Genomic DNA, 23,045 nt, shown 5'->3' with positions numbered 1-23,045 from the left:
AATGGGTGGCAAAGGATTCCCGCATTGTCGCCAATTGCCGAGCAGGTTTCCTGCGGCTTAGACTGCAAGGCACAAAAGCGCCCTCCCTACCGCAACCCCATCCAGGACCACCCATGCCCCTCGACATCCGCCAGTTGCCCCCGATGCGCCTTGCCTACATGCGCCAGACCGGCCCCTACGGCCCGTCGCTCACGCAGCTGTGGGATCGCTTTGGCCAATGGTGCGCGGCCCATGGCCTCGCCGAGCCACGCCCCAGGTACTACGGCATCAGCCTGGACAACCCCGCCTGCACACCGCCCGCGCAATGCCGCTACGACGCCTGCGTGCAGGTGGGCGTCGGGTTGCGCACGGGCACCGAGGCGCTGGTACAGGACTTTCCGGGCGGCGACTACGCCTGTTTGCAGTTCGTCGGCACCGGGCCCGAGATCGGTGCGGCCTGGGCGGGAATGATGGCCCCGGGGCAGATCCCCGAAGGCTGGGAAGTGGCCGCGCGGCCCGCCGTCGAGGTCTATGACGAGCACTTCGCCGTCAACCCCGCCACCGGGGCGTTTCCCTGCTGGCTGTGCCTGGCGGTGCAGAGCACCGCCTGAAACCCTCGCCCTCAGTCGACGCGGATGTCCGCCCGCGCCGCCACGGCGCGCATCAGCGGCAGCTCGCGCTCGATGCGGGCGCGCAGCGCATCGCCGTTGCCCCAGGCGGGGGTCATGCCGATGTCCACCAGCTTCTTCTTGAACTCGGCGGAGGCCATGGTGTCGGCCAGGGCCTTCTCCAGCTTTTTCTGCACCGGTGCGGGCAGGCCGGCGGGCGCGACGAACGCGAACCACGACCCCATGTCGAAGCCCGGGTAGCCGCTCTCGGCCACCGTGGGCACGTTGGGCAGCAGCGGCAGGCGCTGCGGGCTCAGCACGGCGATGGGCTTGATCTTGCCGGCCTTGATGAGCGGGGTGGAGGCCACCACCGTGTCCACCGCCAGCTGCACCTGCCCGCCCATCAGCGCCGTGAGGTTGGGCGAGCTGCCGTTGAAGGGCACGTGCATCATCGGAAAGCCCGCGGTGGCCTTGAGCATCTCGGCGCCGAAGTGCACCGACGAGCCCGTGCCGTAGGAGCCGTACGAGAACTTGTCCGGCGCGGCCTTGGCCTGGGCCACGATGTCCTTGAGCGTGCTGCCCTGCACATCGTTGTGGGCCACCAGCAGCAGCCCCATGTCCGCCACCATGCCGATGGGCGTGAAGCTGCGCACGGGGTCGTACGGCAGGTTGGTGCGGATGGCGGGGTTCATGGTGAGCGTGGTATTGGCGCCCAGCAGCAGGGTGTAGCCATCGGCCGGGGCCTTGGCCACCAGCGACGCGGCCACCACCGTGCCCGCGCCGGGCTTGTTCTCCACCACCATGGGCTGCCCCAGGCGTTCGCCCATCGCCGTGGCCAGCAGGCGCCCCAGGATGTCCGTGGCTCCGCCGGGTGCGAACGGAACGACCAGCTTCACAGGGCGGTCGGGATAGGTCTGCGCCAACGCCACGGCGGGCGCGGCCAGCGCGAACGCGCTGGCCAGAAGGCACGAGATGAAGCGGGAGCGCGGCAAGGGCATGGGGAAGTTCTCCGGTCAAGAAAATGCGGGAAAGGCGGCAGGGGAAGGCATATAAAACGTGGAACGGAACGGGGCCCATCAACCCAGCAAGGGGCTCGCCACACGGGCGTAGCCACTGGCCCGGTCGTATGCGTGCCCTATCTGCAGCACGGCGGCATCGGCCTGCGCCGGGCCGATGATCTGCAGCCCGGCAGGCAGTCCACCAGGCCCGAAGCCGGCGGGTACTGCCAGTGCAGGCAGGCCGGCCATGGTGGCGGGCACCACGGTTTCCATCCAGCGGTGGTAGGTGTCCATGGTGCGGCCTGCCACATCGTGCGGCCAGTCCAGCCCGGCGTTGAACGGAAAAACCTGCGCGGCGGGCAGCACCAGAAAATCGAATTGCTCGAACAGGCCGCGCAGCATCTGATACCAGGCACTGCGTACGCGGGCCGCGTCGTACACCTGCAGCGCCGTGAGGCGCATGCCGCGCTCGATCTCCCACACCGCCTCAGGCTTGAGCAGCGAGTGCGTGGCGGGGTTGCGGTACAGGCCTGCGTTGGCACCCGCCACGCTGAAGCTGCGCAGGTCGATCCAGGCGTTCCACAGCTGCTCCATGTCGAACGCGGGCACCACGGATTCCACCGTGCAGCCCACCGTGCGGAAGTGCGCCAGCGCCTGCTCGCAGGTGGCCAGCACGCCGGGCTCGGTGGGCAGGTGCCCGCCCAGGTCGCCCAGCCAGCCGATGCGCGCGCCGTGGAAGCCACGCTCCAGCGGCTGGCCCAGCAAGGCCACGTCCTCGTGCCGGCGGGTGAGCGGCAGCCGCGCATCGAAGCCCGCCTGCACCGACAGCAGCAGCGCCAGGTCCGGGATGTTGCGCGCCATGGGGCCCGCCACGCTGAACTGCTGGAAGAACACCTCCTCCGTCGGGCCGTGCGGCACCAGGCCGAACGAGGTGCGCAGCCCGTACACGTTGTTGAACGCCGCCGGCGTGCGCAGTGATCCCATCATGTCCGAGCCGTCGGCCACCGGCAGCATGTGCAGCGCCACGGCCACCGCCGCCCCGCCGCTGCTGCCGCCCGCCGACACGGCCGGGTCGAAGGCATTGCGCGTGGTGCCATACACCGGGTTGTAGGTGTGCCCGCCCAGGCCGAACTCGGGCGAGTTGGTTCGGCCCACGAAGAGCGCGCCGCTGGCACGCATGCGCTCGAACACCACGGCGTCGGTGGCAGAGACCTGGCCCGCGAAGATGGGCGAACCGCGTGTGGTGACCATGCCGGCGGCGGGCATGATGTCCTTGGGCGCCTGCGGAAAGCCGTGCAGCGGCCCCAGGCTCTCGCCGCGCGCCAGTTGCGCATCGCGCTCGGCAGCCAGGGTGTGCAGCGCATCGCGGTCGGCCAGGGCCACCACGGCATTGACCACCGGGTTCAGCCGGTCGATCTGGGCCAGGTAGGCATCGAGCACCTCGACGCACGACACCTCGCGGGCATGGATGGCGTGTGACAGGCCCACGGCCGTGCGGGCCACGATGCCGCCGGGCGGGGTGCTGGTCTGGGGGTGCAAGGGGGTTGCGGGCGAATGTGTCATTGGGAAGTCAGCATAAGCAGCCGCTTGCGTTTCGACAATCGACGATTTCTGAGGTTATCGTTGCGCTTTACGCAAACCACACACCCAGGCCTCCCATGCTCTCAAGCCGCCTGCAGGACACGGCCCTGCGCTACTTTCTGGAGGTGGTGCGCAGCGGGTCGGTGAGCGAAGCCGCCACGCGCCTGCATGTGTCGCCCTCGGCCGTGAGCCGGCAGGTGGCGGCGCTCGAAGACCTGCTGGGCGTGCCGCTGTTCGACCGCCGTCCGCGTGGCATGGCGCCCAGCGCGGCGGGCGAGCTGCTGGCCGCGCACGCGCGGCGCGGCGCGCTGGAGGCCGACCGCGTGGTCTCGGACATCCAGGCGCTGCAGGGGCTGCACACGGGGCGGGTGCGGCTGTGCAGTTCAGCCGGTTTTGCCATCGAATTTTTGCCACGCGTGATGGCGCAGTTCCGCACGCAGTACCCGGGTATCCAGTTCCACCTGCGCGTGGTCAGCCCGGCGGCGGTGACCACGGCCGTGCTCAACGGCGACGCGGACATCGGCCTCACCTACAGCCGCTCGGCCGAGCGGGACATCACCGTGCAGCACCGCGAGGCCTCGCCGGTCATCGCGATCATGCGGCCCGACCACGCGCTGGCGCGCTTCCCCAGCGTGACGCTGGCGCAGATGCACCCCTGCCCCATCGCCCTGCCCGAACGCGACAACACCGTGCGCCAGCTGTTCGACATCGGCTGCAGCCAGCGCGGCCTGGTGTTCGAGCCCGTGCTGGTGTGCAACCACTTCGAGACGCTGACCCACTTCGTGCTGCACGGCGGCGGGCTGTCGATATCGGGCGAAGTGACGGTGCGCGACCGCGTGCGGCGCGGCGAGCTGCATGCGGCACAGATCCGCGAGCCCGGCATGAGCGCACGCGCCGCCGAACTGCAGACGCTGAGCGGCCGCACCCTGCCGGCGGCCGTGCGCATGTTCCTGGAGTTCTTGCGCACACAGCTACGGGACAATGCAGACCCCACGCATTCCTCCAGAACAAACTCTCCCCCATGAAAACCGCGCAGATCGAACCCTTCTTCGCCACCCTGAAGGCGGCCAACCCCATGCCCAACACGGAGCTGGAATACACCACCCCGTTCGAGCTGCTGGCCGCCGTGCTGCTGTCGGCCCAGGCCACCGATGTGGGCGTGAACAAGGCCACGCGCAAGCTGTTCCCGGTGGCGGGCACACCCCAGGCCATCCTGGACCTGGGGCTGGAAGGGCTGGAGGGCTACATCAAGACCATCGGCCTGTACCGCACCAAGGCCAAAAACCTGCTGGAAACCTGCCGCATCCTGGTGGAGCAGCACGGCAGCGTGGTGCCCCGCACGCGCGAAGCCCTGGAAGCCCTGCCTGGCGTGGGCCGCAAGACGGCCAATGTGGTGCTGAACGTGGCCTTCGGCGAGCCCACCATGGCGGTCGACACGCACATCTTTCGCGTGAGCAACCGCACGGGCCTGGCGCCCGGCAGGAACCCGCTGGCGGTGGAATTGCAGCTGATGAAGCGCGTGCCCGTCGCCTACGCGGTGGACTCGCACCACTGGCTCATCCTGCTGGGCCGCTATGTGTGCCAGGCGCGCAAGCCGCGCTGCTGGGAATGCGTGGTGAGCGAGTATTGCGACTACCAGCCGAAGACACTGGCGCCCTGAGCGCGGATTGCTTCTGTTTTCATAGCTACGCGCGCTTTCTTGATAAGCGCTGGAGCCTGAAAATACTTCAAATTGACATCAACGAGCGGCGGCGTGGTCCCGCAGCCAGGCGGCGAAGGCCTCTTCGGTGATGTCGCCTGCGGCGACAGCGAGCATGGCGAGCACACACGATGCATCGTCGGCGGTGAGCGCCTATCCGTTCAGCCGCAGGAAAAGCTCGGCGGCCACGAAGCCCGTGCGCTTGTTACCGTCGACAAAAGGATGGTTGATCTCCAAGTAATTACAAACGTAATACCTGACTTTCCACCTACCTGCGTCAAACCATCCCTGCCACTCCCAAGGCCGCCATTTCCCCCGACACCCCCACCCACGCCACCTCAAACCCCGCCACTTTCCGCTCCGGCGGCACGGGGTGCGCACGCAGGGCCCAGGTCGCACCGGCCACCACGCTGTCGATCACCGGCACCGCCACCTGGGGTTGCACCGCAGCGGCCATGCCGGCAAGCCCTGCCCCGCCCAGGATGACAGCCTGCACCCCCATCTGCCGCACCACGTCGCGGCAGGCCTCCACCAGCAAGGCACGGGCGGCTTCCGGGTCTGCCGCCAGCTGGGCCCCCGTGGGCGCCACCGTGTGAATACCCGCGAGCCCGTGCGAATGCCCCAGCGCCTGCGCCAGGCGCTGCAGCATGGGGCCCCAGCGCTCGCCGCCCGTGACGATGGCATAGCGCCCATGGCGGGCGGCTTCGATGAAGGAGGCTTCGGCCAGGCCCGTCACAGGCACGGGGCAGCTTTCGCGCAGCGCCATCAGTCCCGGGTCGCCAAAGCAGCCGATCAGCACGGCATCGGGCCGGGGCCGGGGTTGCGCCAGCTCATGGGCCCAGGCGTCCAATGCGGCATGGGCTGCCACGGCATAGCTGGCCTCGCAGGCGATGTAGGGGGCGCCAAAACGTGCCGTGGCCGTGCGCACCGCCACATGCGAACCTGCGGCTGCCTGCACATGCCGCTGCAGCAAGGTGCTGACGCTGGCCGAGGTGTTGGGGTTGAGGACGAGCAGCTGGCGCATGGCAAGGTGTCGGGATTCAGGCGCCCAGCAATTGCGCCAGATCGGGCACATCGCTGGCCGGCGGGGTGAACTCCAGCTGCGTTTCGATGCGGGCCAGGTGCGTCAGCATGAGGCGCGCCGCCTCGCGCGCGTCGCGCAGGCGGATGGCATCGATCAACGCCCGGTGCTCGCGGCAGCCGCAGGCCGTGGCCTCCTCGCGTTCGCGCGCGTGGCTCGGGCTGTAGGTCATGAGGATCAGCGAGGTGCGCGAGACCAGCTCCCGCAGGATGCGCCCCAGCGTCTGGTGCCCGGCGGCCTGCGCGATGTGCAGATGAAAATCGCCCGACAGGCGAATGGCGCGGCGCATGTCGCCACTGGCCCGGGCCGACTCTTCGTCGTCGATGCAGGCGCGCAGCGCGGCAATGTCGGCATCGGTCGCGTTGGCGATGAACAGCTCCACCAGGCGCGGCTCCAGGAGGCGGCGGGCCTCGAACACCTCCAGCGCCTCTTGCGGCGTGGGCTGGGCAATGGATGCGCCCCGGTGGGGCGTGAGCGTGACAACCTGTTCATTGGCCAGCCGCACCAGCACCGGCCGCACGCGCGTGCGCGACACGCCAAAGGCCGCCGCCAGCTTGTCCTCCACCAGCTTGGTGCCGGGGGGCAGCCGGTGGTCGAGGATGGCCGACACCATGCGGTCGTACATGTCGTTGTCGCTGAGCTGGCCGGTCGCGCCGGGCTGCACGGGCGGCTCGGTGACCGCAGCGCGTGTGCGCCGGGGCTTGGGGTTGATGGTCGTCATAAGGGTGCCGTTTTTAACCCGGACGGCCCTTGCGCCTGCGCCCCAAGGCCCATACCAACGCCAGCGTGATGCCCATGACGATGAACGACACCACGGTGGTCAGCGTGCCCAGCGCGTAGATGGACGGCGTGGTCACCGTGCTGGTCAGACCCTGCAGCTCCAGCGGCAGCGTGTTCACGTCGCCGATGGCCTGCGAGGTGCGGGCGATCTCGTCCCAGCTCAGGGTGAAGCCGAACATGCCGATGCCCACGACCGAGGGCGCGATCAAGGGCAGCACCACATGGGCAAAGCCCTGCCAGGGCGTGGCGCCCAGGTCGCGCGCGGCCTCTTCGTAGGATGGGTTGAAGCGGTTGAACACCGCGAACATGATGAGCAGGCCGAACGGCAGCGTCCAGGTCAGGTGCGCGCCCAGGGCCGAGGTGAACAGGCCAAGCGACGTACCGTAGCCCTCGAGCGTGCTCTCCATGCCCAGCCATTCCAGGGCCGCCTTGATACCGTTGTCGATGAGCCGGAACTCCAGCCCGATGCCCAGCGACACGATGATGGACGGCATGATCAGGCTGGCCACGACGATGAAGAACAGCGTGTTGCCCCCCCCCAGCCGCTTGCGGAAGGCCAGGCCGGCCAGCACCGACAGCACCACCGTGCACAGCATCACCGCCACGCCCAGGCCCAGCGAGCGCCACAGCGCCGCGCCGATGTCCACCACCCCCAGCCCCTCGGCCAACTTGTGGAACCAGTGCAGCGACACGCCGCGCATGGGAAAGGTCAGCCCGCCTTCGGGGCCCTGGAAGCTCAGGATGAAGATGACCAGCATGGGCCCGTACATGAACAGCACGAACAGGGCAAACACGAGGGCCAGGGGCCAGAAGCTCGCGGGGCGGGAATCGCGCATGGACATGTCAGAGTTCCTTTCGGATGTCGACCAGGCGCGTCAAGCACCAGATGATCATGAGCACCACCGCGAGCAGGATCACGGCATTGGCCGCAGCCAGCGGGAACTGCAGGTACGAGGTCTGCACCTGGATGATCTTGCCAATCGATGCGATCTGCTGCCCGCCCATCACGCCGATGGTCACGAAATCACCCATGACGATGGTGATCACGAAGATGGACCCGATGATGATGCCGGTGCGCGACAGGGGGATGATCACGTTCCACAGCGTCTGCCAGCCGCTGGCGCCGCTGTCGCTGGCGGCCTCGATGAGGCTGCGGTCGATGCGCATCATGCTGTTGAAGATGGGCACGATCATGAACATGGTGTACAGGTGCACGAAGGCCAGCACCACCGAGAAGTCCGAGAACAGCAGCCATTCGACGGGCTGATCGACGAGCCCTGCTCCCACCAGGGTCTGGTTGACCAGCCCGTTGCGCCCCAGCAGCGGCACCCACGAGATCATGCGGATCACGTTCGACGTCCAGAACGGAATGGTGCACAGCACGAACAGCAGCGTCTGCATGCCCGAGGAGCGCACATGGAAGGCCAGGAAATAGGCCACGGTGAAGCCGATCACCAGCGTGATCAGCCACACCAGAAAACTGAACTTGAGCGTGGAGTAATACGTCTTGAGCGTGACACACAGCCCGTCTGACGCATCACCACAGCCCGCAAAAATCGACACGTAGTTCTTGAACGTGAAGCCCGGCAACAGCTCGTACTCATTGAAGTCCCAGAAGCTGACCATCACGATCAGCGCCAGCGGAATCAGGAAGAACAGCGCGAACACCAGCGTGAACGGCGCAGCCTGCCACCAGGCGGCAATGCTGCGGCCGGGGACGGCAGCAGCAGGCAAGGTCGGTGTGTGGGTTGTGCTCATGGTGTTTGCAAACAATCGGTATCAGATATCCGCAGCTCGGCGTTTCGTCTTAATCCTTGAAACTGGCGCGGCCAAAGGCCAGTGCCCCCGTGCAAGGGCCGCCCCGCCGCACCGGGGGCGTCCCCCTCCCGACCCGCGCAGCGGGTCGAGAGAGGGGGAAGGCGCAAAGCGCCTCAGAGGGTGCACTCTCTACGCCGCGACGAACTCATTCCACTTCTGCACCATGTAGTTGTTCTCGTCCATCAACGCGTTCCAGCAGGCGATGCCGCCCATGCGCGACTCATAACTGCCGCCGTCGCGCACCGCGCCGGTCTTGGCCAGCACGTCGCCATTGGGGCTCTTGATGTCCTGCGTGGCGGGCTTGCCTTCCATCCAGTAGGCCCACTCGTAGGCTTCCATCTTGGACTTGGCGGTCTCCAGCACGGCGCTGTAGTAGCCCTGGCGGTTAAGGTAGGCACCCGCCCAGCCGTCCAGGAACCAGTTGATGAATTCGTAGGCGCCGTCGAGCTTCCTGCCCGACAGGGTGGCCGGCAGGCCGAAGCCGGCGGCCCAGGCGCGGTAGCCTTCCTTGAGCGGCTGGAAGTTGCAGGCGATGCCCTTGGTGCGCACGGCGGTGACGGCCGGGCTCCACATCGACTGGATCACCACCTCGCCCGATGCCATCAGGTTCACCGACTCGTTGAAATCCTTCCACAGCGCGCGGAACTGGCCCTGCTTCTTGGCCTCGATCAGGGTCTTGATCGTGAGATCGATCTCCTTCTTGGTCATGTTGCCCTTGTCGGGGTACTTGTAGATGCCCATGGCCTCGACCACCATGGCGGCGTCCATGATGCCGATGGAAGGGATGTTCAGGATCGCGGTCTTGCCCTTGAACTCGGGGTTGAGCAGCTCGGCCCAGGAGTTGATGGGGCGCTTGATCAGGTCGGGGCGGATGCCCAGCGTGTCGGCGTTGTACACGGTGGGGATCAGGCTCATGAACTGCGTGGGCGCGGTCGCGAACTTCTTGGATTTTTCGCCCTCCAGGTAGATCACCTTCTTGGGCGCCGTGCCCTGGTCGCCCACGGCCTTGCCGGCCACCATGCCGGTGGTGAACAGCGTGGTGATCTTGTCGGCGTTCTTGATGCGCTTGGTGTCGATGCCCTTCAAGTTGCCCGTGGGCACGATCTTCTTGAGCGAGAAGTACTCGGTGTCGATCAGATCGAAGCTGTTGGGCGCGGTCACGGCGCGCTTGGTCACGTCGTCGGTGGTCACGGCCACGTACTGGATCTCGATGCCGGTGTCGGCCTTGAACTTCTCGGCAATGGCCTTGTCCTGGTTCACTGCCGTGCCCAGGTAGCGCAGCACGATCTTTTCCTGCGAATGGACGGCCGGGAACACGCCAGCGGCCAGGATGCCCGCCGTGCCCTTGAGCAGCGAGCGGCGCTGCACGCCTGCAGCCTCGGTAACGACAACAGCGGGGGAATCGGCACGGGAATCATCGGACATGGGAAAACTCCTTGGGTTGCGGAAGGGGACGGGTGGAAAAAGGGAAGATGCGTGGCAGCGCCATCAGGCGGCAACGGCCACGGCTGGAGATGGCACCGCCGGTGATGCGGCAGCAGGCTTGGACAGCGGGTGCGCCTGCTCCGGCGTCCAGTGCAATTGCACCGCCTGCCCCACCTGGTAGGGCTGCGCGGCAAAAGCGGCCTCGGACACCATCACCGAGTACGCCGCCGTGGCGTTGGCCGACAGCGCCACGCCCTGCTTTTGCAGGCCCAGCAGCACATAGGTGCCCTGGTACTCCACGTCGGTCACCACGGCCTGCATGCGCTGGGCACCCCAGGGCAGCTCGGCACTGGCGGGGGCGATCTGCAGGTGGTCGGTGCGCACGCCGACCTTGCCCTCGGGCGTGTCGATCACGTTGTGGCCGCCCATGAAGCGCGCCACGAACTCACTGGCCGGGCGGTTGTAGACCTCGTGGGGCGAACCCACCTGCTCAATCACGCCGTGGTTCATCACCACCATGGTGTCGGCCAGGGCCATGGCCTCTTCCTGCGAGTGGGTCACGTGGATGAATGTCAGGCCCAGCTCCTTCTGCCAGCGGCGCAGCTCGGCGCGCATCTGGATGCGCAGGAAGGGGTCCAGCGCCGAAAGGGGTTCGTCCAGCAGCAAGACACGCGGCTGGGTGATGAGGGCACGCGCCAGTGCCACGCGCTGCTGCTGCCCGCCCGAGAGCTCGGCCGGCTTGCGCTCGGCCAGGTGGCCCATGGCCACGCGCTCGAGCAGGTCACGCGCCTTGGCCTGCCGCTCGGCCCTGGCCACGCCCTTCATCTTCAGGCTGAAGGCCACGTTGTCCAGCGCCGAGAGGTGCGGGAACAGCGCGAAGCTCTGGAACATCATGGCCGTGCCGCGCGCCGCGGCGGGCAGGTCAGTGATGTTGCGGTTCTCCAGCAGGATGTCGCCGCTGGTCACCGACTCGTGCCCCGCAATCATGCGCAGCGTAGTGCTCTTGCCGCAGCCGGAGGGCCCCAGCAGGCAGCAGTAGCTGCCGCTGGCGATGCGCAGGTTGATGGCGTCCACGGCGGGCTTGCCGCTGGCGTAGCGCTTGGTGAGCGCGACGATTTCAATGGCAACCGGGGGCTGGGCAGGGATGGGAGCTTGCATGGCACCCATGAACGCAAGGCCCATGCCAACTTTGTACACAATTTTTCATTGAGTTTGCGTACAAATTGCACCATCCTTGTGCCCGGCCTGTGCCGCCCCCCGCGCTGCGCGCACCATCCTTGCCGCTTAGGCTCCTTTTTCTGGTGCACGGAAACGTTTGCGGGGCCCATGGCATACGCCTGAAACATATTCGTATGGCTATACTGAAATCGCAGCAGAAACAATTTCTTACGTAGCGCGCCCTCTTCCCATTCACGCTGGATGACGAACCTCGACCCGCGCTCCATGATCGCCATGGCGGGCTTCATGTCCGCCGTCATGGCCATCGTCCTGCTTTTCATGAGGCGCTACTACCCGCCGTCGATCCAGGGGGTGGGCGCCTGGGCGCTGGCGCCGCTGCTGTGGCTGGCGTCCACGGTGCTTTTCAGCGCGCGCGGCTTCATCCCGGACTGGCTGAGTCTGGTGCTGGCCAACCAGCTGCTGGTGCTGGGCACCGTGACCTACTACATGGGCACGCGCAGCTTCATGGGCAGGCCCTCCACCTGGCGCACTTGGTCCTGGGTCATGGCGGGCACCACCCTCGTGTTCATCTGGCTGACCTACTGGATGCCGCACTACGGCCTGCGCGTCGGGTTCTTCACGGTTGCCATGGGCATCGTCTATGCCGCGCAATTGCGCTTCATGCTGCGGCACGGCGGGCGCAACTTCCCCGTGCGGCTGGTGGAGGTCGTCCTGGCGCTGCACATGGGCGTCCTTGCCGTGCGCCTGGGCTCCATCATGGCCGGGCGCGCCGGCGCGGACCTGATGGAACCTTCGCTGTTCCAGACCCTGTACATCGGCGCCTACGTGCTGACGGTGCTCATGCTGTCCATCGGCGCGGTGCTCATGGCCACAGACCGCCTGCGCACCGAGCTGGAACATCTGGCGACGCACGACTCGCTCACCCAGACACTGAACCGGCGCGCACTGCTGCAGCGCTGCGAGGACGAGCTGGAGCGCGCACAGCGCTACGGCAACGGCCCCTCGATCATGATGCTGGACCTGGACAACTTCAAGTCCGTGAACGACACCCATGGACACCAGCACGGAGATGCCGTGCTCGTGCATTTCGCCGAACGGACGCGCCAGGTACTGCGCCGCGCGGACCGCCTGGGGCGGTATGGCGGAGAGGAATTCATGGTGCTGCTGCCAGGCACGCAGGGAGTGGCGGCCCGGAGCGTGGCGCAGCGCATCCACGCCGCGCTGGCGACGGGCCACCCGCTCGACTGCGAGGTCAGCATCGGACTCACCAGCTGGGCAGGCCCCGGCGAGACGCTGGACGGCATGCTCTCGCGCGCCGATGCCGCGCTGTACCGCGCCAAGGAGCAGGGGCGCAACCAGACGGTCGAGGCCTGAGAGACAAATCGCACGCCGCCGGGCGCCCAGCGGTGGAAGGCTGCGCCGCAGGGCGCCGCCCCCTGGCTCAGGCTGTCTGGGTGGCGACCCCGGCCGACTCGAAGCTCGCCATCTCGCTGAGCACCGCGCACGCCGACTGCAGCAGCGGCCAGGCGAGCGCAGCGCCCGAGCCCTCGCCCAGGCGCAGGCCCAGGTCCAGCAGCGGCTCGGCCTGCATCTGCGCGAGCATGAGGCTGTGGCCGCGCTCGCCCGATCGGTGGGCGAACACGCAGCGCTGCAGCACGGCCGGCTGCAGGCGGCTGGCCACCAGCACGGCGGCGCTGGTGATGAAGCCATCCACCACGATCACGCGGCCCTCGGCCGCGGCCTGCAGCACCGCGCCCACCAGCGTGGCGACCTCGAAGCCGCCCAGGGCGGCCAGCGCATCCAGCGGGCCGGTGGCCCCGGCGTTCACGTCCAGCGCCTGCTGCAGCACCGCGCGCTTGCGCTCGATGCCGGCCGCATCCAGCCCCGTGCCGGCGCCCGTCACCTCGGCCAGCGGCAGGCCGGCCAGCCGTGCCAGCAGCAGCGAGGCCACGGACGTGTTGCCGATGCCCATCTCGCCCAGCAGCAGCGCATTGCCGGGCAGGCCGCGCACCACCTCCGCGCCGTTCGCCAGGGCCCCAGCGCACTGCGCCGCCGTCATCGCGGGCCCGACGGAAGCGTCCTGAGTGCCCAGCGCCACCTTGCGCAGCAGCAACTGCGGCTGGCCGGGCGCTGCCTCGCGCGCGGCGATGGGTTTGGCCACGCCGCAGTCCACCACCGTCAGGCCCAGGCCGTGCTGGCGCGCGAGCACGCTCACGGCGGCGCCACCGGCCAGGAAGTTCTCGACCATCTGCCACGTCACGTCGCTCGGAAACGCCGACACGCCCCTTGCGGCCAGCCCGTGGTCGCCCGCGCACACCAGCATCTGCGGCGCATGCAGTTCAGGCGTCTCGGTGCCCAGGATGAGCCCCAGGCGCAGCGCCAGGCGCTCCAGCAGCCCCAGGGAGCCGAGCGGCTTGGTCTTGTAATCGATCACGTGCTGCAGGCGGCTGGCCAACGCGGCATCATGGAGGTCATCAACGGGTGGAAGAATGAAAGGTGCGGTCATGGTGGTAGAGAACACGAAGAAAGATGCCGTGCACGCAGCGGCACAGCGGGGTTATGCGAATGAGGCCCAGACATACGCGCGCGGCCGGCCCGACTACCCGGCGGCGCTGTCGGCCTGGCTGGGGCAGACCCTGGGCCTGGGCCCCGGCCGCCAGGTGGCCGATGTGGGCGCGGGCACGGGCAAGTTCACCGCGCTGCTCGCGGCCACCGGGGCCGGTGTGGTGGGCGTGGAGCCCGTGGATGCGATGCGCGCCAGGATCGATGCCCTGCAATTGCCCACGGTGCGCGCCGTGGCGGGAACGGCCCAGGCCATTCCGCTGCCGTCCGGCGCGCTCGATGCCCTGGTCTGTGCGCAGGCCTTCCACTGGTTTGCCACGAACGAGTCTCTGGATGAATTCCACCGCGTGCTGCGCCCCGGCGGCCGGCTTGGCCTGGTGTGGAATGTGCGCGACGAATCGGTGGACTGGGTGGCGGAACTCACGGACATCATCACGCCCTTCGAGGGCGATGCGCCGCGCTTCTACAAGGGCGACTGGCGCCGGCCCTTCCCGCACCCCGGCTTCAGCCCACTGGCCGAGACCCGGCTGCCGCATGAGCATGTGGGGCCGCCACAGCAGGTCATCATGGACCGCTTCATGTCGGTGAGCTTCATCGCCGCCCTGCCCGACAGCGAGCGGGCCCAGGTGCGCGCACGGATCGAGGCACTCATCGCCCACCACCCCGCGCTGCGCGGGCAGGGCACCGTGCGCTTCCCGTACACCACGCTCGCATACCACTGCGAACGGGTGTAAAGCGCCGAGGCCCGCCACCGCGGCAGCCCTACGCGGCCACCAGCGCATCCAGCACCCCGGGCGTGAAACAGGGGCCGATGGCGTGCGCCAGGCCGTCGAACACGCTGTCGAGCGTGGGCACCGGCGCGGCGAGCCGCGCACCGAACAGCGCCTGGAGCGCCGCCCCGTCCTCGAACAGGCCGTGCAGGTACACCCCCAGCACATTGCCCGCCACATTGCTCCAGGCCAGGCCTGGCATCACCTCGTGCGCCACATCGCCCTTGGCCGCCATGGCCGGGTGCTGCGCGGTCTGGCCGTGGTGGATTTCATAGCCCGCCACCTCCACCCCCGACAGCGCCCCCCAGGCGCCCGGCAGCGCACCGCAACGCGCGCGCGTGAGCCGCACCGTCTTGTCGCGCGCGAAGGCGGTGACCAGCGGCAGCAGGCCCAGGCCGGGCGCATTGCCGTCGATGCCCTCGGTGTCGATCAGCGCCTCGCCCAGCATCTGCAGGCCGCCACACACCCCCAGCACGGCCCCGCCGCGCGCGGCATGGGCCGCGATGGACTGGTCCAGCCCCTGCGCGCGCAGCCAGGCCAGGTCGGCGGCCGTCGCCTTGGAGCCGGGCAGCACCACCCAGTCCGTGGGCTTCAGGCCGCCCAGGTCGGCCGGGCTGCGCGCCCACAGCAGGCGCACGCCGGGCACGTTCTTCAGGGGCTGGAACTCGTCGAGGTTGCTGATGCGCGGATAGGCCACCACGGCCACGGTGGTGTGCACGGTGCCGGCCGAGGTGCTGCGGTCGTCGAACACGCCATCCTCCTCGGGCAGGCCGTGGCGCCAGTGCATCGGCACCGTTGCCACGGTGGGCACGCCGGTCAGGTCCTGCAGCATCTGCGGCGCGGGCGCCAGCAGGCGGGCATCGCCGCGGAACTTGTTGAGCACGAATCCATGGATCAGTGCGCGCTCGTCCTCGGGCAGCAGCGCCCAGGTGCCGTACAGGTGCGCAAAGGCGCCGCCCCGGTCGATGTCGGTCACCAGCAGGCAGCGGGCGCCGGCATGGCGCGCGACGCGCATGTTCACGATGTCGCTGGCGTGCAGGTTGATCTCGGCGGGCGAGCCCGCGCCTTCGATCACCACCACGTCGTTTTCGGCGCGCAGCGCATCGAGCGCGGCGGCGATCTGCGGCCACACCTTTTCGCTGCGGCCGCGCCAGGGCATGGCCGTGAGCTCCGCGCTCACCTGCCCCATCAGCACGACCTGGCTGTGCGTGTCGGCCTCGGGCTTGAGCAGCAGTGGGTTCATGCGCACCTCGGGCCCGGCGCGGGCCGCGAGGGCCTGGAAGTACTGCGCGCTGCCGATCTCGCCCAGCAACCCGCCGGGGCCGGGCACGACGCGCGCGTTGTTGCTCATGTTCTGCGCCTTGAACGGCGCGACCTTCAGGCCCAGGTTGCTGTAGTGGCGGCACAGCGCGGTGGTGAGCCAGCTCTTGCCGGCGCCGCTGGTGGTGCCCAGCACCATCACGCAGCGCGCCATGCGCGGAGAAGTGGATGCGTTCAAGGCAGGGGCCTCACCATGCGGTCCATGATGTGGTCGAGCGCCGCCGCCGCGTCGGTGCAGCGGCCGGTGTGCACGGGCGATGTCTGGATGACGGCACTGCGCCTGGCGGTGAGCCAGTGAAAGCGCGAGCGGTAGGGCAGCCGCGCAATCGGCCCGCAGCCCTCGTCCCCGGCGCAAATGGCCACGATGGCCGCCAAGTGGCGGCGCACGGTGTCGATGTCGGCCCGCGGGTCGATGGCCAGCAGGCGCGCCTCGTCGAGCGCGATGGCGGCCTGCAGGAAGCCGCTGCGCTGGCACGAGAGGATCACGCCCGCGTTGATGAACTCCTCGCGCTCCACGCGCGGCACCACACGCACGATGGCGTAGTCGTACACCTCAGCCGCGTGCATCGATGGCCCCCTTCACCCAGGCCTCGCGCCCCGCGATGCGCGCCGCGAAATGGTCCACATAGGCCTGGCGATGGCTGGCCGGGGCCGACAGCGGGCCCTCGGCATGCTCGGCGCCGGCCAAGGCCAGGAATTCATCGGGCACATCCGCCAGGATGCCCGTGAGCACCTCGCGCGTGAGCAGCGCCGCCAGTTCGCCGTCCACCTCGCCGATGGCCGTGGCGCGGTGCAGCAGCACATGGTCGGCAATCGGCGCGAAAGGCCTGGCGGGCTGCGCCACCGCGCCATTCCACGCATGGTGGAAGGTGAGCGAGGCGCCATGGTCGATGAGCCAGGGCTTGCGGTGCCACACGAGCAGGTTGGTGTTGCGCGCCGTGCGGTCCACATTGGCCACCAGGGCATCGAACCAGACCAGGCGCGAGGCGAAGTCCTCGGAAACCTCGTCCACCGCGGGGTCGAAGTTGAGCGCGCCCGACAGGTAGTCGAGCCCCACGTTGAGACCGCCGCTGGCGCGCACCAGGTCCTGGATCTCGGGGTCGGGCTCGGTCTGGGCCAGGCCCGTGTCCAGCTGGGCGAGCACGATCTCGGGCACGGGCAAGCCCAGGGCCCGCGCCAGCCCCCCGGAAATGAGCTCGGCCAGGAGGGCGCGCACGCCCTGCCCCGCCCCCCGGAACTTGAGCACGTACAGCCCGAGGTCGTCGCCTTCGACCACGGCGGGCATGGATCCGCCTTCACGCAGCGGCGTGACGTAGCGGGTGACGGTGATGGTTCGCACGGGGGCCGGGCCTCCTGAAGAGATAGGGAGAGGAAGATGCATGGATGAATCCGGCATGGTAGCGCCCGCGCGGCGCGGGATCAGCGCCCCCATGCCTGCAGCAAAGCCTGTTGCGACGCTGGCGGCAGCACCCCCAGCCGCACATGGCCCGGCAGGCCGAACGAGGTGCAGTCGCGCAGCTTGATGCCCTGGCCGCGCAGCCCGGCCAGCCGTTCGGCCAGGGACTGGGGATCGGGCCCGCCGTCAGGCCGGGCGCAGAAGTAGTTGGCCTGGCTGCTCGCCCGCACCGCCCAGCCCAGGCCCGCGCACAGCGCCAGCTGGCGCGCTTTCCAGTCGCGCAGGGTGGCAAGGCTGCCCACCACCCACTGCTGCACGGCGGGGTCCAGCCAGGCCTGCAGCAGGGCCACGCCGTGCGCGCCCAGCGGCCACGAGGGAGCCAGCGCGACCAGTGTGTCCACCTGCCCTTCGGCACCCGCGGGCGCCACGGCATAGGCCGCACGCACGCCGGTGAGGCCCAGTGCCTTGTTCGGCGTCCACACCTGCCAGCAATGGGCCGGGGTGGTGGCGGGCCGGCCGGTCCAGGCGCCCGGGCCCTCCAGCCGCAGGGGCGCGTAGGCGCAGTCGAGCACGCGCAGGCCGCCGGGGACGCCGCCATCGGCCGGCGCATGCCAAACATGCGCGGCGGGGTCTGGCCGGCCCAGGGGACTGGAAGGGTCGCAGGCCCATTGCAAGCCCGCCGAGTCCGCCAGGCCCGCGCCCGCTTCGCCTGCGCGCGCCAGTGCCAGGCCCCGCGCCTGCGCGGCCTGGGCGTAGTCGCCATAGCTGTGCGCGGGCAACGCGACCTGCACGCAGCCCTGCTGCACGGCCAGCGCAGTGATGCGGTGGATGAACTCGCTGGCGCCGCCCGCCAGCACGATGCGCCGGGGGGCCACGCCGTGGAATGCCCCCAGGCCCTCGCGCAGGGCGGTGTAGGCCGGGTCGGGGTAGCGGGTGGCATCGGCCGCCCGCACGGCATGCAGCGCCCCCGGGCATGGCCCGCAGGCATTGCTGTTGGTGGAGAAGTCATGGAGCGCGGCGCCCATCGCATCCGGCCCGCCGTGCTCGGGGGCGGCCGCGCTCCAGCGCAGGGGCCCGCTCATGCCGCGCACACCATCACCAGCAGCAACTGGGCGGCCGCCAGCAGCGGAACCAGCGCCAGCACCGCGTTGCCGCCCAGGCGCGCCGCGCGCCGCGTATCCAGCGGACCGGCCGCGCGGCCCGCGCCATGCAGCGTGTACACGCCGGGCTTGGCCAGCCGCACCCCGAGCGCCAGCGCCATGGCCGCCATCGGCCAGCCGCTGTTGGGCGAAGGCGTCTTGCGGGCCTGGCGCGCCAGCGTGCGCAGCCGCATGCCGCGTGCGCCGGCCACCAGCAGCAAGGCGGTGATGCGCGCCGGCAGCCACGACAGGACATCATCGGCATGCGCGGCCCATTTGCCCGCCCACTGCCAGTAGCGCCCCCCGCGCATGCCGGGGTAGCCCCACATGGCATCGGCCGTGTTGGCAAACCGGTACAGCGCGGCACCGGGCAGGCCCAGCAGCACGAACCAGAACAGGGGCGCCACCACCGAATCGTTGAGGTTCTCGGCCAGCGATTCGATGGCCGATTCCCGCACCTCGACAGCGCTCAGGGCGCTCACGTCCCGGCTCACCAGCCGCGACAGGCGCGCGCGCCCTTCGGGCAGCGACTGGCCCAGCGCCACCTCCACCGCCAGCACCTCGTCGCGCAGCATGCGCCAGGCGAGCAAGGGCTTGAGCAGAAAGGCCAGCACGGCCGCGGCAAGCAGTTCATGCAGTGCGAACGCCGCATGCTGCAACATCTCGGAAACTATCAAAACAATAGCTGCCAGCGCACACCAGACAAGCGCTGCAAGCCAAAAACATCTCCAATCCTGCGCCACGGGCACCGTGGGGGCCAGCCGCTCGCCCCCGCGCTGCAGCGCCTTGCCCATCCACACCACGGGGTGCCAGGCCGCGGGCGGCTCGCCCAGCCACCAGTCGATCACCAGGGCCAACGCGGGTACCCACACCAGCACGCGCCATGCGGCCCAGCCCGCGCCGGGAACCAGCCCCGCGACTACGCCGTCCATGCGCCTCCCGCATCGCGGGCCGGCCCCTGGGCGCGGGCGGCGCGCCGCCGGGGCACCAGCACCCGCCACGCGATCACGCACGAAGTGGCACACAGCGCGACACCCAGCAGCGAAAGCCCGACGATCAGCCAGGTGCGTAGCACAGGGCGCGCGAGCAGCGGCGCGAAATCCAGGCTGTGCAGGCCGTGGTACAGCACGCGCTGCCACGCCGTGCCCGCGTCGGTGCGCAGCACGATGCGGCCCGACGCCGGGTCGGCATACACCGCCACCCCGTCATCGGCCCAGCGCGCACGCCACACCGGCAGCGGCCGCGTGTGCAGGGCAGCGCCGTCCTGGCGCCGCGCATAGTAAAGGTCGTCGTAGTGCTCCATCTTCTCCACGGCAGGTGCCGGTGCTTCGGGGCGCAGCATCTGCAGCCGCGCGCGCAGCATGGCGTCGGGCAGTGCCCGCGCCATGGTGGCAGACGGACCATCCGCCCGCACCAGCCATTGTGAAGGAATGCCCGCGGATTCCCAGCCGCGCACCCGGTACCAGGCCTGGCCCGCGATGCGCAGCAGATCCAGCTCCTGCACGACCATGCCCTGCGCCGCCGCCTGCACCACCGCATCCCGTGGCCCCCGGCCGAGCGGGGCGGGCTCACCGGCCCACAGCGCCCGCGCCTGGGGCCCCACAGCCGCGCCGCCGAACACGCCAAACGGGTTCATCGACATCAACCCCGAGAACATCCAGGTGAGCGTGAACACCGCGGCCACCAGGCCCAGGATGTGGTGCCAGCGCATCCAGAACCTGCGGTACGGAATCCACCGCTGGCGGTTCAGGAACAGCTGCCAGACGCCGAGCACGATGCCCGTGGCGGCCAGCAGCACCCCGGGGATGGAAAGCCACACCACCACGTGGTGCCAGGCCCTGGGGAACTGCCGCAGCACGGTGGGGTAGATCCAGTGCGGCACGGCGCCCACCCAGTTCCAGAAGCGTTCGGCGCGGCGCGTGTCGCGCACCACCTCTGCCGCGCCGGGCGAGACGTACAGCTGCAGTCCGTCATCGCCGTCCAGCAGCACCTTGATGAGGGGACGGTGCACATCCAGGCCCTGCGGCACCGTCCACTGGTCGCGCTCGACCCACTCGGTGCCCGTGGCGCGGCGGCCGCTGAAGGCCTCGGCCACCCGGGCGGCCGCGTCCGGCGACAGCGGCGCGAGCAGCGTCCCGCTGCGCGCGTCCACGGTGCGCCAGCGCGGCCTGGCATCGGGCTGCGGCGCACGCGCCACGGCGCGTGCCGGCACTGCCTCTTCCGTGGCCAGCAGGCGCCACACCGGCGCATCGCCCAGCATGCCCAGGCGCGCCTCGCCGCCCACCGCAGGCCGCAGCCCCGCGCGCTGGGCGGCATCCTGCGCCGCAAGGCAGCATCCCGGGCCTTCCAGCGTCAGGGCGGGCAAGGCGGCCAGCCGCTCCGCCGCCGTGAGGCTGGGGAACGGCACGAAGTACAGCACCACCCCGCTCACGAACCACATGAGGAAGAACAGCGCCAGCACCACGCCCAGCCACTTGTGCACGAAGATGACGAGCTTCTTCAGCATGCGCCGCGCCTTGCCCGGTTCGCCGCGATCAGAACGTTGCGCGCGCGGTCAGCTGCACGGTGCGCGGCGCACCCAGCAGCCAGCGCGCGTTGGCCGTGCCGGCCAGCGCATAGTCGCGGTCGGCCAGGTTCTTCACGGCCAGGCCGAGCTTGAGGTTGCGCGAATGGTCGTAGGCCAGCGAGGCATCCAGCACCACATACGACGGCAGTTGCGTGGTGTTGGCGGTGTTGCCCTGGCGCGCGCCCACGTAGCGCGCGCCAAAACCCGCCTGCCACTGCGGCAGGAAGCGGTAGGTGGTCCAGATGCTGGCGGTGCGCTCGGGCACGCCGGTGGGCGTGTTGCCATCGCGCGAGACCAGGGCGCCGGAGACCAGTTCCTTGAATGCGTCGTAACGCGCACGCAGCAAGGCGGCATTGGCGTCGATGGTCCAGCCGCGCACGGGCTCGGCCGCGAAGGCCAGCTCGATGCCGGTGGAGGACTGCTGGCCCACCTGCTGCGAGAGGTTGGGGTTGCCGGCGTCGCGTGACAGCAGGTTGCGTTTTTCGATCTTGTACAGCGCCACGGTCCACTCCCCGCGCACGGCGGGCACCGCGCCCTTGGCGCCGACCTCGACCTGGCGGCCCTTGGTGAGGTCGAAGGTGTTGCCGCCGCCCGGCAGCGACAGCGCGCCGGACAGCGGGTCGGTGCCGGTGCCGAACTGGCCGTAGAGCGACAGCGCCTCGCTGGGCGACCACACGGCGCCCAGGCGGCCGGTGACGGGCGAATACTTCTTGACCAGGTTCACGCCCGTGCGCAGGTCGGTGGTGTCAAGCTCCATGCGGTCGCTGCGCAGGCCGGCCACGAGCTTCCATTCCTTGGTGAGGTCGAGCGCGTTCTCGGCGAACAGCGCGGTGGTCTGGAGTTCGGACGCGCGGCCCGGGAGGGTGGGCACGGGGCTGATGAAGCCGCCCGGGACGAAATTGAACGGGTCCACCGTGCTCGCGCCGCCGTACGGGGAGTTGTTGGTGTGCAGCAGCCTGGTGCGGTACCAGTCCAGGCCCACGATGAAGCGGTTCTTCATGCCGCCGAGGTGGCCGTCGAACGCGGCGTCGAGGCGGTTGCCGGCCTGCTGCTGGTCGTGCAGGATCTCCAGGTAGTCGCTGCGGTTCACGGCCGTGCCGGCGGCGTTGAAGGCATAGGCCTCGGCATTGCGCCAGTGGCGGTCGGTGGTCAGGTGGTAGGTCTCGTTGCGCAGGCGCACGCCGGCGGCGGCCTGCCAGTCGACCTTGGCGCGCCAGATGCGGTCGTCGTACTGGACCACCGAGTCGGCCACGTTGAAATTGGTGCGGCGCAGGCGCTCGTCGAGCACGCCATTGCGCAGCGGGGTGCCGAAGTAGCGCGCATCGTCGTTCACGCCACCGTCCAGCGACAGGGTCACATTCAGGTCGGGGCTGGCGCGCACGGCCAGGGCCAGCGCGTAGTTGTGGCGCTGCGTGTCCATGAACTGGCGGTAGCCGTCGCTCTTTTCGGCATCGAGGTAGACCGAGTAGGCCAGCACATCGTTGATGGGGCCGCGCAGGCCCACGCCGCCCTGCACGCTGCCGAACGAACCCACGCTCAGGAACGCCTCGCGCTGCGGCGTTCCGAAGGCCGGGCGCTTGGTCACGTAGTTCACGGCCGCGCCGATCGCCCCGTCGCCATAGAGCACCGAGGCCGGGCCGCGCAGCACCTCGACCGACTCCATGGGCCAGGTCGAGAACGGGTAGGTGATGGTGCCCGAGGCCACGATGAGGCGCGTGCCGTCCACCATCTGAGCCACCGAGCTGTGGCCCGCAAAGCCGCGCGCCACCAGGCTGGTGCCGCCGTTGCCGGGGGCCGGCGCCTCGGTGATCCCGGGCATGCGCACGGCCACGTCCTGCGCGCGGGTCAGGCTGCGCTCGGCGATGTCGGCCGCGCCCAGGCTGCTCACGCTGGCGGGCGTCTCGCGTGCGGTGAGGCCCAGGCGTGAGCCGGTGGTGCCAGGCAGGTCGAGCCCCAGCGTGCTGCCGGCCGTCTCACGCGGCGCCGTCACCTCCACCGGCAACAGGGTGGCGGACTCGGCCGCAGCCGGTGACTGCATGCCAAAAGACCAGAGGCACAGGGAAATGGAAGTCAGGGAAACGCGCATGGAACAGGACCTTGGGAAAGCGGAAGGGCGAAAGCATAACGCAACCAAGTTGCATTAT

Annotated in this window: 21 protein-coding genes and 1 pseudogene; 5 read left to right on the top strand and 17 right to left on the bottom strand. The window is 69.5% G+C overall.

Annotation, left to right across the window (positions count from 1 at the left end):
* Window positions 1–113 precede the first annotated feature (113 nt).
* The gene (locus ACAM51_RS24900) at window positions 114–590 is read left to right on the top strand and encodes a GyrI-like domain-containing protein (RefSeq protein WP_369642210.1); all 477 of its coding nucleotides are present in this window, start codon (window positions 114–116) and stop codon (window positions 588–590) included.
* An 11-nt stretch (window positions 591–601) separates the two neighbouring features.
* On the opposite strand, the gene ACAM51_RS24895 is transcribed toward ACAM51_RS24900, so the two are convergent.
* Window positions 602–1,585 (bottom strand): tripartite tricarboxylate transporter substrate binding protein, encoded by a 984-nt coding sequence (locus tag ACAM51_RS24895; RefSeq protein ID WP_218340822.1) that lies wholly within the window; start codon window positions 1,583–1,585, stop codon window positions 602–604.
* A 78-nt stretch (window positions 1,586–1,663) separates the two neighbouring features.
* Complete coding sequence (locus ACAM51_RS24890) at window positions 1,664–3,124, bottom strand: amidase (RefSeq protein WP_369642209.1); 1,461 nt, start codon at window positions 3,122–3,124, stop codon at window positions 1,664–1,666.
* 119 nt (window positions 3,125–3,243) lie between these two features.
* On the opposite strand from ACAM51_RS24890, the gene ACAM51_RS24885 reads away from it, so the two are divergent.
* Complete coding sequence (locus ACAM51_RS24885) at window positions 3,244–4,191, top strand: LysR family transcriptional regulator (protein WP_369642208.1); 948 nt, start codon at window positions 3,244–3,246, stop codon at window positions 4,189–4,191.
* Window positions 4,188–4,826, top strand: coding sequence for an endonuclease III (gene nth / locus ACAM51_RS24880; RefSeq protein ID WP_369642207.1), 639 nt, complete (start codon window positions 4,188–4,190; stop codon window positions 4,824–4,826). The genes ACAM51_RS24885 and nth overlap by 4 nt, the downstream gene beginning before the upstream one ends.
* Window positions 4,827–4,904: 78 nt before the next feature.
* On the opposite strand, the pseudogene ACAM51_RS24875 reads toward nth, so the two are convergent.
* From ACAM51_RS24875 to ACAM51_RS24845, 7 genes and pseudogenes are all read right to left on the bottom strand, one after another.
* A pseudogene (locus ACAM51_RS24875) lies at window positions 4,905–5,093 on the bottom strand (type II toxin-antitoxin system death-on-curing family toxin); the annotation flags it as partial.
* Window positions 5,094–5,142: 49 nt separating this feature from the next.
* Window positions 5,143–5,889 (bottom strand): aspartate/glutamate racemase family protein, encoded by a 747-nt coding sequence (locus ACAM51_RS24870; RefSeq protein ID WP_369642206.1) that lies wholly within the window; start codon window positions 5,887–5,889, stop codon window positions 5,143–5,145.
* A 16-nt stretch (window positions 5,890–5,905) separates the two neighbouring features.
* Entirely contained in the window at window positions 5,906–6,667 is a 762-nt protein-coding gene (locus ACAM51_RS24865) for a GntR family transcriptional regulator (protein ID WP_369642205.1), read from the bottom strand.
* 13 nt (window positions 6,668–6,680) lie between these two features.
* Window positions 6,681–7,568 carry an ABC transporter permease gene (locus ACAM51_RS24860; RefSeq protein WP_369642204.1) on the bottom strand — a complete coding sequence of 296 codons (888 nt, stop codon included), beginning with the start codon at window positions 7,566–7,568 and terminating at the stop codon, window positions 6,681–6,683.
* Between the two features lies 1 nt (window position 7,569).
* Window positions 7,570–8,484, bottom strand: coding sequence for an ABC transporter permease (locus tag ACAM51_RS24855; protein ID WP_369642203.1), 915 nt, complete (start codon window positions 8,482–8,484; stop codon window positions 7,570–7,572).
* Window positions 8,485–8,673: 189 nt separating this feature from the next.
* Entirely contained in the window at window positions 8,674–9,969 is a 1,296-nt protein-coding gene (locus ACAM51_RS24850) for a PotD/PotF family extracellular solute-binding protein (RefSeq protein WP_369642202.1), read from the bottom strand.
* Window positions 9,970–10,032: 63 nt separating this feature from the next.
* Window positions 10,033–11,136, bottom strand: coding sequence for an ABC transporter ATP-binding protein (locus ACAM51_RS24845; RefSeq protein WP_369643887.1), 1,104 nt, complete (start codon window positions 11,134–11,136; stop codon window positions 10,033–10,035).
* A gap of 252 nt (window positions 11,137–11,388) precedes the next feature.
* On the opposite strand from ACAM51_RS24845, the gene ACAM51_RS24840 reads away from it, so the two are divergent.
* Window positions 11,389–12,522: a GGDEF domain-containing protein gene (locus tag ACAM51_RS24840; protein WP_255591397.1), complete on the top strand. Its 1,134-nt coding sequence runs from the start codon at window positions 11,389–11,391 to the stop codon at window positions 12,520–12,522.
* Window positions 12,523–12,589: 67 nt separating this feature from the next.
* Here ACAM51_RS24840 and cobT read toward each other — a convergent pair whose 3' ends face one another.
* A complete protein-coding gene (cobT, locus tag ACAM51_RS24835) occupies window positions 12,590–13,654 on the bottom strand; it encodes a nicotinate-nucleotide--dimethylbenzimidazole phosphoribosyltransferase (RefSeq protein WP_369642201.1) in 1,065 nt (354 codons plus the stop codon).
* Here cobT and ACAM51_RS24830 point away from each other — a divergent pair.
* Window positions 13,653–14,444, top strand: a complete 792-nt coding sequence (locus tag ACAM51_RS24830; RefSeq protein WP_218294170.1) for a class I SAM-dependent methyltransferase — start codon at window positions 13,653–13,655, stop codon at window positions 14,442–14,444. The two genes, cobT and ACAM51_RS24830, sit on opposite strands and share 2 nt — an antisense overlap.
* 28 nt (window positions 14,445–14,472) lie before the next feature.
* On the opposite strand, the gene ACAM51_RS24825 is transcribed toward ACAM51_RS24830, so the two are convergent.
* The 7 genes from ACAM51_RS24825 to ACAM51_RS24795 form a co-directional block, all read right to left on the bottom strand.
* On the bottom strand, window positions 14,473–15,939 hold the full coding sequence (locus ACAM51_RS24825) for a cobyric acid synthase (RefSeq protein WP_369643886.1): 1,467 nt from the start codon (window positions 15,937–15,939) through the stop codon (window positions 14,473–14,475).
* A 35-nt stretch (window positions 15,940–15,974) separates the two neighbouring features.
* A complete protein-coding gene (locus tag ACAM51_RS24820) occupies window positions 15,975–16,367 on the bottom strand; it encodes a DUF3037 domain-containing protein (protein ID WP_218294169.1) in 393 nt (130 codons plus the stop codon).
* Entirely contained in the window at window positions 16,354–17,139 is a 786-nt protein-coding gene (locus ACAM51_RS24815; RefSeq protein WP_218294168.1) for a HipA family kinase, read from the bottom strand. Before ACAM51_RS24815 ends, ACAM51_RS24820 begins: the two co-directional genes overlap by 14 nt.
* Before the next feature lie 80 nt (window positions 17,140–17,219).
* Window positions 17,220–18,278 (bottom strand): aminotransferase class I/II-fold pyridoxal phosphate-dependent enzyme, encoded by a 1,059-nt coding sequence (locus ACAM51_RS24810; protein ID WP_369642200.1) that lies wholly within the window; start codon window positions 18,276–18,278, stop codon window positions 17,220–17,222.
* Window positions 18,275–19,267, bottom strand: coding sequence for an adenosylcobinamide-phosphate synthase CbiB (gene cbiB / locus ACAM51_RS24805; RefSeq protein WP_369642199.1), 993 nt, complete (start codon window positions 19,265–19,267; stop codon window positions 18,275–18,277). The genes ACAM51_RS24810 and cbiB overlap by 4 nt, the downstream gene beginning before the upstream one ends.
* Window positions 19,255–20,841 (bottom strand): PepSY domain-containing protein, encoded by a 1,587-nt coding sequence (locus ACAM51_RS24800; protein ID WP_369642198.1) that lies wholly within the window; start codon window positions 20,839–20,841, stop codon window positions 19,255–19,257. The genes cbiB and ACAM51_RS24800 overlap by 13 nt, the downstream gene beginning before the upstream one ends.
* Window positions 20,842–20,869: 28 nt before the next feature.
* The gene (locus ACAM51_RS24795) at window positions 20,870–22,987 is read right to left on the bottom strand and encodes a TonB-dependent receptor (protein WP_369642197.1); all 2,118 of its coding nucleotides are present in this window, start codon (window positions 22,985–22,987) and stop codon (window positions 20,870–20,872) included.
* Between the last annotated feature and the right edge of the window lie 58 nt (window positions 22,988–23,045).

The organism is Acidovorax sp. A79 (assembly GCF_041154505.1).
Lineage (GTDB): Bacteria > Pseudomonadota > Gammaproteobacteria > Burkholderiales > Burkholderiaceae_C > Acidovorax.
Note: the sequence above shows the minus strand (reverse complement) of the source record. Positions and strands in the feature narration are given on the sequence as shown.

Bases quoted from the DNA above. Each gene is read 5' to 3' on its own strand.
- ACAM51_RS24900 (WP_369642210.1), top strand. From the start codon at position 114: ATGCCCCTCGACATCCGCCAGTTGCCCCCGATGCGCCTTGCCTACATG.
- ACAM51_RS24860 (WP_369642204.1), bottom strand. From the start codon at position 7,568: ATGTCCATGCGCGATTCCCGCCCCGCGAGCTTCTGGCCCCTGGCCCTC.
- ACAM51_RS24820 (WP_218294169.1), bottom strand. From the start codon at position 16,367: ATGCACGCGGCTGAGGTGTACGACTACGCCATCGTGCGTGTGGTGCCG.
- ACAM51_RS24800 (WP_369642198.1), bottom strand. From the start codon at position 20,841: ATGCTGAAGAAGCTCGTCATCTTCGTGCACAAGTGGCTGGGCGTGGTG.
- ACAM51_RS24825 (WP_369643886.1), bottom strand. From the start codon at position 15,939: ATGGTGCTGGGCACCACCAGCGGCGCCGGCAAGAGCTGGCTCACCACC.
- cbiB (WP_369642199.1), bottom strand. From the start codon at position 19,267: ATGGACGGCGTAGTCGCGGGGCTGGTTCCCGGCGCGGGCTGGGCCGCA.
- ACAM51_RS24830 (WP_218294170.1), top strand. From the start codon at position 13,653: ATGGTGGTAGAGAACACGAAGAAAGATGCCGTGCACGCAGCGGCACAG.
- cobT (WP_369642201.1), bottom strand. From the start codon at position 13,654: ATGACCGCACCTTTCATTCTTCCACCCGTTGATGACCTCCATGATGCC.
- ACAM51_RS24840 (WP_255591397.1), top strand. From the start codon at position 11,389: ATGACGAACCTCGACCCGCGCTCCATGATCGCCATGGCGGGCTTCATG.
- ACAM51_RS24845 (WP_369643887.1), bottom strand. From the start codon at position 11,136: ATGGGTGCCATGCAAGCTCCCATCCCTGCCCAGCCCCCGGTTGCCATT.
- ACAM51_RS24795 (WP_369642197.1), bottom strand. From the start codon at position 22,987: ATGCGCGTTTCCCTGACTTCCATTTCCCTGTGCCTCTGGTCTTTTGGC.
- ACAM51_RS24850 (WP_369642202.1), bottom strand. From the start codon at position 9,969: ATGTCCGATGATTCCCGTGCCGATTCCCCCGCTGTTGTCGTTACCGAG.
- ACAM51_RS24810 (WP_369642200.1), bottom strand. From the start codon at position 18,278: ATGAGCGGGCCCCTGCGCTGGAGCGCGGCCGCCCCCGAGCACGGCGGG.
- ACAM51_RS24870 (WP_369642206.1), bottom strand. From the start codon at position 5,889: ATGCGCCAGCTGCTCGTCCTCAACCCCAACACCTCGGCCAGCGTCAGC.
- ACAM51_RS24885 (WP_369642208.1), top strand. From the start codon at position 3,244: ATGCTCTCAAGCCGCCTGCAGGACACGGCCCTGCGCTACTTTCTGGAG.
- ACAM51_RS24865 (WP_369642205.1), bottom strand. From the start codon at position 6,667: ATGACGACCATCAACCCCAAGCCCCGGCGCACACGCGCTGCGGTCACC.
- ACAM51_RS24855 (WP_369642203.1), bottom strand. From the start codon at position 8,484: ATGAGCACAACCCACACACCGACCTTGCCTGCTGCTGCCGTCCCCGGC.
- ACAM51_RS24895 (WP_218340822.1), bottom strand. From the start codon at position 1,585: ATGCCCTTGCCGCGCTCCCGCTTCATCTCGTGCCTTCTGGCCAGCGCG.
- nth (WP_369642207.1), top strand. From the start codon at position 4,188: ATGAAAACCGCGCAGATCGAACCCTTCTTCGCCACCCTGAAGGCGGCC.